General features: G+C 43.8%; 9 protein-coding genes. 5 read left to right on the top strand and 4 right to left on the bottom strand.

Translation table 11 applies throughout. The annotated features are described in order from the left end of the window. Positions 1 to 436 (top strand): transposase (locus RDK53_RS09030; protein WP_308514258.1); only part of this gene is annotated, 436 nt, incomplete at its 5' end. A 757-nt stretch (positions 437 to 1,193) separates the two neighbouring features. Here the strand turns inward: RDK53_RS09030 and RDK53_RS09025 are convergent. Beyond that, the gene (locus RDK53_RS09025; protein ID WP_308514257.1) at positions 1,194 to 1,715 is read right to left on the bottom strand and encodes a DUF177 domain-containing protein; all 522 of its coding nucleotides are present in this window, start codon (positions 1,713 to 1,715) and stop codon (positions 1,194 to 1,196) included. 65 nt (positions 1,716 to 1,780) lie between these two features. Between RDK53_RS09025 and RDK53_RS09020 the strand changes: the two genes are divergently transcribed. Continuing rightward, complete coding sequence (locus RDK53_RS09020; protein ID WP_308514256.1) at positions 1,781 to 2,377, top strand: Maf family nucleotide pyrophosphatase; 597 nt, start codon at positions 1,781 to 1,783, stop codon at positions 2,375 to 2,377. 9 nt (positions 2,378 to 2,386) lie between these two features. Beyond that, entirely contained in the window at positions 2,387 to 3,121 is a 735-nt protein-coding gene (locus RDK53_RS09015; RefSeq protein WP_308514255.1) for an SAM-dependent methyltransferase, read from the top strand. A 33-nt stretch (positions 3,122 to 3,154) separates the two neighbouring features. Here RDK53_RS09015 and RDK53_RS09010 read toward each other — a convergent pair whose 3' ends face one another. Beyond that, positions 3,155 to 3,811: an HAD family hydrolase gene (locus RDK53_RS09010; protein WP_308514253.1), complete on the bottom strand. Its 657-nt coding sequence runs from the start codon at positions 3,809 to 3,811 to the stop codon at positions 3,155 to 3,157. Next, complete coding sequence (locus RDK53_RS09005) at positions 3,801 to 4,943, bottom strand: RluA family pseudouridine synthase (protein ID WP_308514252.1); 1,143 nt, start codon at positions 4,941 to 4,943, stop codon at positions 3,801 to 3,803. The genes RDK53_RS09010 and RDK53_RS09005 overlap by 11 nt, the downstream gene beginning before the upstream one ends. A 266-nt stretch (positions 4,944 to 5,209) precedes the next feature. On the opposite strand from RDK53_RS09005, the gene RDK53_RS09000 reads away from it, so the two are divergent. Further along, positions 5,210 to 5,332 (top strand): hypothetical protein, encoded by a 123-nt coding sequence (locus RDK53_RS09000; protein ID WP_308514251.1) that lies wholly within the window; start codon positions 5,210 to 5,212, stop codon positions 5,330 to 5,332. A 230-nt stretch (positions 5,333 to 5,562) separates the two neighbouring features. Continuing rightward, the gene (locus RDK53_RS08995; protein ID WP_308514250.1) at positions 5,563 to 8,667 is read left to right on the top strand and encodes an Rne/Rng family ribonuclease; all 3,105 of its coding nucleotides are present in this window, start codon (positions 5,563 to 5,565) and stop codon (positions 8,665 to 8,667) included. A gap of 353 nt (positions 8,668 to 9,020) precedes the next feature. Here the strand turns inward: RDK53_RS08995 and RDK53_RS08990 are convergent, their stop codons facing one another. Further along, positions 9,021 to 10,175 (bottom strand): AAA family ATPase, encoded by a 1,155-nt coding sequence (locus RDK53_RS08990; RefSeq protein ID WP_308514249.1) that lies wholly within the window; start codon positions 10,173 to 10,175, stop codon positions 9,021 to 9,023. Between the last annotated feature and the right edge of the window lie 41 nt (positions 10,176 to 10,216).

Below are 10,216 nucleotides of genomic sequence, written 5' to 3'. Positions count from 1 at the left end.
GACGACGGATTTGACTCGCCGCTTTCACAGTATCGGGATTGAGAATTTAAACGTGAGCGGTATGATGAAAAACCGTCATTTGTCCAGAGCTATTGCTGACATGAGTTTTTACGAGTTTCGCAGACAACTGCAGTACAAGACGGCAATGCGGGGCGGCAAGGTAGTAGTTGCGGATAGGTTCTACCCAAGCAGCAAGACCTGTTCTGTTTGCGGCTATAAGCTCGAATCGTTGCCTTTGTCGGTTCGCAAATGGAAATGCCCCGGTTGCGGAACCGACCATAACCGAGACCTTAATGCGGCGATAAATTTGAAGAATATGGCGGTGAGTTCCACCGTGACAGCCTGTGGAGAGGAAGGCTCTGGCTCGAGTCGAATGACTCGAGTGAAACCGTCTTCGAAGAAGCAGGAAGCAAGCGGCAGATTTAATCAAATATGATTAGGTCTGTATAGGTATTGCAGAACGGAAGTCTTTCATCCAAAGCAAGTAATGATTTTTCTAATGACATAACTATTCCTCAGATTTCAAACGGTATAAGTCTCTTGTTTTTCATACCCATTAGGGTGTGGATGTTGCAAGATGTAATTCGAGTTTTCTCCCAAAATTCGTAGAATCCCAAATATTTGTATGACAATTGAAACCGGTTCACAGAACTAACATTACAAATTAAAAGGATTTTCTTTTTTTCTTTACCTAATTTTTCTTCAATAATCTTGCTTAAGAGGATTCAAGAGAATTATTTATAAAATTCAATAAAATTAAATCTTCTTGTTTTGAGAAAAGATGCAAAATTAATAGGTCAAACAAAAATCATTACTTATCCAGGGGGTACTAATTTCAGTTAAATGACTTTGGACTTAACGTACAAATCAGATTTCCCAAAGTTGTTTAAAAGCAACAATTCGCAATAAATAAAAATGTAAAAACTTTACTTATTTAAAAGACTTTTCCGCGTCTTTTAACATTTTTGTTAGCAAATGAACAAGCTATTTCTCCTTCAAAATCGTATTACTCTGCTTGGTTTCCCTTTCTTCCTCCTTGGGAATGATGGAAAAAGCAAAATTACAAACATCGTCAGTTTCTTGACATATTTGTCAACGCTCTGCCAACATTAAGTTTCGGATTGTCTGATTTCTAAGGTAAAAAAACAGGCCCACGAATAGAGCCTGCAAAAAAATAAAAAATTTTCTGAAGATTATTTGCCGAATTTTATGCCTTTTAATTTTGCAAAAGGATTTTCCTTTTCTCCCAGTTCATCATCTTTATTCAACTTCTCTTTATCCAGGCAAGCATAATCATGAGATGGAACCAACGGGATAGAAAGAATAATTTCTTCTTCAATCCAGTCCATCACATTAAGTTTTTCGCTGCCGACGACAACTTCAGTGTCGTCATCTTCTTCGATAGGAATGGTGTCGGCTTCTTCCTCGGATTTAGCAAATCTAAAGACTACTTCCCTATCAATAGGAACCTCTACAGGATCGTTGCAGCGGTTGCATGGCACGGCAACTTTTCCGTGAAGTTCCATAATTGCACCGGGCCAGCCTAACTTTCCTGTCATGCCGGTAATAACATAATCGAAAATATCGTCATGATTGGATGCAGTTTCTGCCAATCTTTTCATATCGCCGACTCTGACTTTGCCTTCGATCTTCCTTTTATCTCTGGACATTCTGTATACATCTACATAGTCGGTCGACTTGAGTAACTCTGTCATTTGCGTTCCTTTTTTCGATTTTTCCGGTTTTAAAATAAGGCCTGTTTACAACAAATGGCCTAACTATGACTTCAAAACCCTCTTTAATTCTTGGCTCCAGCTCTCCTTACCGCAAAGAATTGCTGGGAAGATTACATGTGAAATTTACCACCGACTCCCCTCAGGTGGATGAAACTCCGCTCAAAGAGGAAAGTCCGAGAGATTTATCTTTACGCTTATCGCGCCTAAAAGCCCGTGCCGTCGCACAGAAACATCCGGGATGTGTCGTCATCGGTTCCGACCAAGTATTGGATCTGGAAGGGAAATGCGTCGGTAAACCAGGCAACAGAGAAAACTGCATCAAGCAGCTCGAGGAAATGTCCGGTAAAACCTTAATTTTCCATACGGCAATGACCGTTATCGATGCAAACGGTTTAGGCCACTCTGCTGTTGTCGATACAACCATCAAGATGAAAGAGCTCAAGAGAGAAACGATTGAAGCCTACGTTGACCTCGAACAACCGTTCAATTGTGCAGGTTCCGCCAAATTAGAAAAACTCGGGATCTGCTTAATCTCCTCTTTCCAGTCTGACGACCCAACAGCCATTATTGGTTTAGGTCTAATTGAATTGACTTCCATGCTGGAAAAATGCGGCATCGAAGTTCTCCCCGGACTTAAATAAGGAAATCTCATGGCCGGCTGCCTCTTTATGCTTCCCGTTCCGATTTCGGATAGCCCTGCAGAAGAATCTCTGCCGGCCTTGACAATCGAAACAGCAAAACGTTTGGATTATTTCTTGGCTGAGAACGCCAAGTCTGCCCGTGCTTTCTTAAAGAAAATCGGACACCCTAAACCTATTGCTGAACTGAGTATCGTAGAGATAGGTCACCGGCCCGATCCGGCTCAAGTTAAAAAGTGGCTTGAGCCATTGGCAGCAGACCATGACATTGGGATTGTCAGCGAAGCAGGCTGCCCCGGCATTGCCGACCCCGGGGCACAAGTTGCTCAGAAAGCCCAAGAAATGAACTATCGAGTTCGTCCTCTGGTAGGCCCCTGCTCAATGATTTTGGCTTTAATGGCATCCGGCATGGACGGTCAGAATTTCAGATTCTGCGGTTATCTTCCGATAAAAGAACCGGAAAGATCCAAGACCATTAAAGACTTGGACAAAAGAAGTACCTTTGGCTCCGGAGAGACTCAGTTGTTTATTGAGACTCCGTATAGAAATAATCAAATGCTCAAAGATCTTTTGGCCTCCTGCAGTCCTCAGACACGAGTACTCGTTGCAATGGACATCACAGGCCCGGAAGAATTTATTAAAACCAAGACCGTAGAGCAGTGGAAAAAAGAAAACCCGGAACTGCCGAAATTGCCTTCAATTTTCGGAATTCTCGGACCTCAGAAGCCGGCAAGAAGAAACCGGTAGCCTGTGTCGATCAACGATACAGGCGCACCTCCTCTATTTCAATTCTTCAAGAGTTTTCTGAAGTTCTTGAACCGTGTTCACAATCTTAGTCGGATGATACTGTTCCAGCTCTTTTCTGCTCATTGCGCCGTAGGAAACGGCAACGGTATCAACACCGGCATTCTGAGCCATCTTTAAATCATGTTCAGAATCGCCAATCACAACCGCATCTTCCGGTTTTAAGCCATATTTTTTCAGCAATTTATTGACCATCTGAGGGGATGGCTTTGGTTCAGATTCTGACGGACAGATATTGAAATCAAAGTACTTATCAAACCCAAGCATCTTATCCAAACGGTCAAGGCTTGCCCTGCCCTTTCCCGTCGCAATGGTCAAAATAAAGCCTTTCTCCTTAAGAGAAGCAAGCATTTCTTCAATTCCATCGAAATAACCTGCTTCTTTTGCTCGGGCAAAGAAATACTTATTGAATCTGTCTGTGAATTCCTGCAGTTTGGAAAGAGACTTGTCGCCGGATACTTGCTCATAAATAACAGAAAGACTGAGACCGATAGTTTTACGTGCGAAATCTAAGGTAATCGGTTTCCATCCCATTTCATTGACGGCGTTTACTTCCGCCTCTGACAAATATCTAATGGAATCAAAAAGAGTTCCGTCAAAATCAAAAATAAGGAGTTTTTTCTTATTTTGCATTTTTCTCTAATACTTCAATAAGTTGTTTGCATTCTGCCGGCAGCGGACTTTCGATGATGAGTTTGTCCCCGGAGATTGGGTGATTGAATGTTAGTCGATGTGCATGAAGGAACATTCTCTTAAACGGAACTCCCAACAGTCCTTGCTCGACTTTGGCATTAAATTCAAAATCTCCGTATTTGTCATCTCCCACCAACGGAAAGCCTGAAGCTTGAGCATGGACACGAATTTGATGAGTGCGCCCCGTCTTCAGTTCAACTTCCAAATAAGAAACCTGTCCGAATCTTTCAATCAAAGTAAAAATGCTGTGGCTCGGCAGCCCTTCTTCTTTATCAACCCTGACTCTTCTTTCTCCGGAGGCCGTTAAAAATTTATGCAAAGGAAGTTTGACGTGCTGTCTGTCGTTTACCCAATCTCCTTTGACTAAGGTAAGGTAAACCTTTTGAACCTCGCCTTCACGCATCATTTCATGGAGACGAACAAGAGCTTTTCTTGATTTTGCAAGAATAATCGCTCCTGAAGTATCTCTGTCGAGCCGGTGAGCCAATTCTAAAAATTGATCCGGTCCGAAAGTCGTTCTCATTCTTTCGATTAAACCGTAAGAAATGCCGCTTCCGCCATGACAAGCCATGCCCGCAGGTTTTTCTACAATAAGAATATCTTTATCTTCAAAAAGAATGTTGGGCATGTCTTCCGATTTAATCGGAGGAACATAGGTATTAGGCTTTTCTTCCACGCGAATAGGAGGAACACGAACCAAATCACCGGTTTTTAGTCTAGCTTCTACTTTTACTCGGCCTTTATTTATTCGGACTTCACCGTTTCTGACCATACGGTAGATATGAGACTTCGGCACGCCTTTTAATAAAGTAATCAAAAAGTTATCCAATCGCTGACCGTCATTGGCCGGTGAAACGGTCACTAAACGAGCTTTCAAATTTTGAGGTTCAAGCTTAGACGGCCCGACAGGCTTTTGTTGTTTTTGGACTCTTTGCTTCTGCTCCTTCTGGGCAGAACGGATTTGCTCCAGGATATCTTTGCCTTTCCTTGTTCGGCCTTTTGCCTCAGGCCGTTTTCTATTCGTAACTTCTTTGTCCGTTGCTTTTTTTTGCAGATGGCGCTCTGTGCTCATTTGTTTTAAAATCCTCATCCGAGACAAATTATTAGCCGTTTGAAGGTGCCGCTAAGACTATAAAGCTCTTGTGCTTAGGCCTCAAAGCTCGATATAAGACACGTTGTTGTCACTAATAATTCTCGTCGCTCGTAAGCGTTGATTGTAGCCTTTTCGGACAACTTTAATTTCCGCCTGCTAGGAAATTGAGATCCCGGACAGCTCATCACGCAAAATGTTGAACATAAATCCGAGAGATTCGAGAACAATTTCTCAATGGATCTTCGGTGGCGTTTCTTTTATTAGAACGTCTTGCTGTAAAGAATATTTTTTGTTTTGCTGTGCAGCGTCCGGTTGATGCTGCAGGCAGAGAAGAACTAGAAGTTGTAGTTGTTGTTATTGTTTTTTAACTGGTAGAGGAAAGTAATTGAGCGTTTCCAACAGGGGAGAAATTCCGGCCCGGGATCCAAGAATCCTTTGGGGGCCTATCTCTCTATGCATAAAATCTGAAACGGAAAGCTCAGCGGATGCCCACAAATTACTAGCTTACCTTTTAACTAAACGTCCTCATCAATCTTTCACCTAGAGACATATTCTTTCAGCACGCCTGTGATCCGCGTCAGTGATCGAGGAGTGCCCAATGAAGCGCATGTTATTTAATGCCACGCATCCTGAAGAGCTGCGTGTCTGTATCGTTGACAGCCAACAACTGATCGACATGGATCTGGAGTCGTCTGCCCGCGAACAAAGAAAGTCAAATATTTACAAAGGTATTATTACCCGTGTTGAACCCTCTCTGGAAGCCTGCTTCGTAGACTATGGAGAAGAAAGACACGGCTTTTTGCCTTTTAAAGAAATCTCTAAAGCCTATTTCAACGAAGGTGTCGACTACAGAACAGCTACTATCAAGGAAGCCGTTTCCGAAGGCATGGAACTCATCGTTCAAGTTGAAAAAGAAGAAAGAGGAAACAAGGGCGCTGCTCTGACAACCTTCATTTCTTTGGCTGGCCGCTATCTTGTCTTGATGCCGAACAATCCACGCGGAGGCGGCGTCAGCCGCCGCATTGAAGGCGAAGAAAGAGAAGAGCTCAAAGAAAACCTCGGCAAGCTTCAGCACCCGAAAGGCATGAGCCTTATCGCTCGTACCGCCGGTATCGGCAGAAGCGTTGAAGAGCTTCAATGGGACTTGGATTATCTTCTTAAACTGTGGGAAGCGATTGATGATGCAGCTAAGCCGCAGTACGATGACGGCAAAGGCAACATCGTTGATACCGCCACCATCAACGGCAGACCATTGAAGAGAGTCAATCCGGCTCCTTTCTTGATCGTGGAAGAAAGCAACCTGGTGATTCGCGCCATCCGCGACTACTTCCAGCCGGAAATCAGCGAAATTCTCATTGACACCGACGAAATCTATGAACAGGCCCGTCAATTTATGAGCCATGTCATGCCGGACATGGTCGACAGAGTCAAGAGATATCACGACGACATTCCTCTGTTTACCCGCTTTTTAGTGGAAAAACAGATTGAAACGGCTTATTCCCGCACGGTTCCTCTTCCCTCCGGCGGCGCTATCGTTATCGACCACACCGAAGCTTTAGTAGCTATCGACGTTAACTCAGCCAAGTCCACCAGAGGCGCCGATATTGAAGAGACAGCTTTCAAGACCAATATGGAAGCTGCCGAAGAAGTAGCCCGCCAGATGAGATTGCGCGACCTCGGCGGTTTGATTGTTATCGACTTCATTGATATGGAGAATCCGAACAATCAAAGAGAGCTTGAGCAGAAGATGAAAGAGGAGCTCAAGAACGACCGAGCCCGCGTCCAAGCTGCCAAGATTTCCCGCTTCGGCTTAATGGAAATTTCCCGTCAAAGACTACGTCCGACATTGTATGAAGGCAGCCACATCACCTGCCCGAGATGCAACGGCGTCGGTGTTATCCGCGACACAGAATCCAGTGCAATTCAAGTTCTTCGTATTCTTCAGGAAGAAGCTCTTAAAGACGGTACAGCCGCTATGCAGGCTCAGGTCCCGGTTGATGTCGGCACATTCCTTCTCAATGAAAAGAGAGACGATATCGCCAAGATTGAATCTCGTCACAAGATTAAGATTTTCTTGATTCCAAACAAGAACTTAGAAACTCCTCATTATCAGATCGAAAGAATTCGTCCTGATGATGAAAGACTTGATTCGGTCCTTCCAAGCTACGAAAGAGTTGAAAGCTTTGAAGCCGAAACCGATGAGCCTTACTCCAGAGCTCCTCAACAGCATACTTCCGACAGACCTAAACAAGTCCCTGTTATCAAAGGACTTCCAGCCCGCGAAGAAGCTCCGAAGCATGTTGACTCCAAGAGCAAAGCTCAGCCGAAAGAAAAGAAACAATCTTTCTGGCAAAAGGTTATCAGCTTCTTTACCGGAGCCGAAGAATCTACGGAAGAACAGGCTAAGAAGGAAAAAGCTAAGAGCCGCAAGGAACAGAAGACTTCTAAGGCTCAGGAAAGAAAAGCTAAACCGACAAGAGCCGAAAGAGCAGAACGAAAGAATGCTGCCAAAGGCAGAGATCAGGCTAAGCAAGATAGATCCGATCGTTCTGAAAAAGCAGAAAAACCTTCTCGTTCTGCCTCTAAAGCCGAAGGCAAGAGAGACAGAGGTGAGGAAAGACGAGCTTCTAAGAAAGCCGAAACCATGCCTCAGCAAACTCCTGCTCCAGAGAGCAAACCGGAAGAAACAAAACTTCAGAGACGCTCTGAAAAAGAGGCTCAGCCGCAGTCAAGACGCACAAAAGAAATTGCAAATGTGCCGGCTTCCCTTCCCTCCAACGATGAAGCGGAAGTCACTGCAACTTCGTTAGTTGCGGCAGAAGTAATTAAACCGCAAACTGACTCCGTCAATGTTCCTGCTCAGTCAAAGGAATCTGATAATAAAGTCAAAGCCTCTGCTCCGGCTGCTGAAACGGCCCCTGCCAGAAAGCCAAGACGCTCCAGAAAGGAAAAGGCAGAATTATTTGACCAGGTTGAAACTCCAAAACCGCCGGTTGCGGTTGACCCGGTTACAGCCGCCGTTGAAGTCGCAGTGATGGATCAGGTTAACGCTTTCGTTCCGCATCAAGAAGCCGCAACAGTTTCTGTACCGTCTTCAGAAATTCCATCCGTTAATGTTTCTGACTTATCTCTCGGAGAAAAGCCTGAAAAACAATTCAGACACAATCCGTACAGAACACGCAGAGGCAGGGGAGAAAGAAAGCCGCAGACTGAAAAAAACACTGAACAGGTACAACCATCCGCAGAAGTAAAAACTGTAGAGGCTGCTCCGGCTCAGCAGGCTGAAACTTCTTCTTTACCGGAAATTCACAAGCCCGCTCATGAAATCAGCTTCAAGGCGGAATCTTCGGTTCCGGCGCAGCCCGTTAAGGAAGAACCCAAGCAGGAAGTTAAGACAGAACCAGAAGCAGTGAAAAAATCAACGGATGCTACTGCTCACGCTCCAGCGCCTATCGAAACTTCTGCTCCTGTCCTGGAGTCTATCCCCACTCAGGTAGAAACAGCCAAAGAAAAACCAGCAGCTAAGCCTGCCGAGAAAGCTAAATCAGCTGAGGAACCAAAACTTGAACTTGTATCTACCAAGGCAACTGATGAACCAACTGTAGAGGTTCAGAAGCCGAAGTTAGGCAGAAAGAGAATCAAGAAGACAGTTTCTGAAGAACCGTTCGTTTTAGAACAAGTTCAGACAACAGCTAAAGAATAGCCTTCCCTGACTTTAGAGCCCGCTGCAAGCGGGCTCTAATTTTTGGTAGTTTGTCGGCCAACCTTTGACCTAATCTCTGCTCGGTATTAACCGAACAAGTTTTTATGCTTGGCTACATTAGCTAATTGTTAGCAAGCATCAAGGCTTCATTGACTATATGGGACTTTCCGTCAACATCTTTCGTAAGAAAGTACGGAACACACCATATAGAAGATGTGTTTTTTCCGGAAGAGAAAACTATTGCCATTCACTTCAATTCGAAACGGTCTTCCGGTGGAGCTCTTTAATTTGTTTTTCGGCTTCTTTGAGCTTTCCGTCGGCACTCTGCCCACTGTGCTCTACTGTTTTTCCTTTTAACATTTTTCCAGATAAAGTTGATCCATTGCCGTCCTTACCTCAAGGTTTGGATAATCTACATAGGCTGTTGTTCCTTGGATTTTCTTGATGGTCAAGTATCCGGCTTGAACCAAGAGCTCTATATCGGATAAGTTTTCAACATCCGATGATCCGCCCAATACTTTTAGAGCCAAAGATTTCCCACTGCCATATTCTTCTGGCTCTTTCAAAGTGTGTGAGTGAAGAAATTTAACTAGGACATTAGGCTTCCCCGCGCTCTCAAACCAATATTGCTTCAAGCCTCTTTCTGGTGATGAGAAAAAATGCAACAAAGACCAAGGTGCAAATACCTTTTGTTTTGCTGTTTCTTCAAAGCAAAAACCGTCATAGTGGTCCGTCAGCTCTTTTAGAAGTCTTTCCCTATCGAGGCCTAACTTCTCGGAAGCAGATGTTAAATACCCAAGAAAATACTTCTTAACTTCCTGACGTGCATAGCCAAGGAGTGAGCCAAACTCCGCGGCAAACGATATGTCCGATAAATTATTTAATTCCGGAAAAATGCTAGTCCTAATGAATTTTGTTATTCCTGTAATGAACAAAAAATGTAAGGCAGCATCGTTTGATTTTAACGTTGCGTAAAAACGAGAAAGTTCTATTCGAACATCTTCAAAAAGCTCTTTTCTATCTAAGCACGCGGTAAGCGGAGCATCGTACTCATCTATTAACAACACTACAGAACTCAAAGGCTGCTTCTTAAACCAAGTAGACAACTGGCTTATGAGCGATGTGCCGTAAAGTTCAAAACGAAATCCGTAAGGTGCAAAAGCTTCAACTATTAAATCGTGAAATTGGAGGTCAAACTCTTTTATATTTCGGAAACTTTTTACTTCAGAAAAATCTAATCTCACAACCTGGTAGTTTTTATCTTCTTTCCAAAGTTTTTCAATCTCGAGACCATGAAAGTCTCTCAGTCCATACTTGAATAAAGACTCAAACGTGGAAATCAATAAGGATTTTCCAAATCTTCTCGGCCGAGCTAGAAAAAACTTCCCTCGGCGTGAGGCAAGACAGTGGATATACCTAGTTTTATCTACATAAATTTCATTGAAATTTCGAAGAGCTTCAAATGAAGACGTACCGAGCGGCAAGCTTTTCAATAGTTCCGTATCCATAGGAGTTTCCTGTCTGGTCATTTTCATTATATAAGCTCAAT

Origin of the sequence: uncultured Turicimonas sp. (genome assembly GCF_902477955.1) — a bacterium.
Taxonomy (GTDB): Bacteria; Pseudomonadota; Gammaproteobacteria; order Burkholderiales; family Burkholderiaceae_F; genus Turicimonas.
The sequence above is the reverse complement of the archived record's forward strand: the minus strand, read 5'-3'. Positions and strand labels throughout refer to the sequence as shown.

Coding starts and splice junctions, on each gene's coding strand:
- RDK53_RS08995 (WP_308514250.1), top strand. CDS start 5,563: ATGAAGCGCATGTTATTTAATGCCACGCATCCTGAAGAGCTGCGTGTC.
- RDK53_RS09020 (WP_308514256.1), top strand. CDS start 1,781: ATGACTTCAAAACCCTCTTTAATTCTTGGCTCCAGCTCTCCTTACCGC.
- RDK53_RS09010 (WP_308514253.1), bottom strand. CDS start 3,811: ATGCAAAATAAGAAAAAACTCCTTATTTTTGATTTTGACGGAACTCTT.
- RDK53_RS09015 (WP_308514255.1), top strand. CDS start 2,387: ATGGCCGGCTGCCTCTTTATGCTTCCCGTTCCGATTTCGGATAGCCCT.
- RDK53_RS09025 (WP_308514257.1), bottom strand. CDS start 1,715: ATGACAGAGTTACTCAAGTCGACCGACTATGTAGATGTATACAGAATG.
- RDK53_RS09005 (WP_308514252.1), bottom strand. CDS start 4,943: ATGAGCACAGAGCGCCATCTGCAAAAAAAAGCAACGGACAAAGAAGTT.
- RDK53_RS08990 (WP_308514249.1), bottom strand. CDS start 10,175: ATGGATACGGAACTATTGAAAAGCTTGCCGCTCGGTACGTCTTCATTT.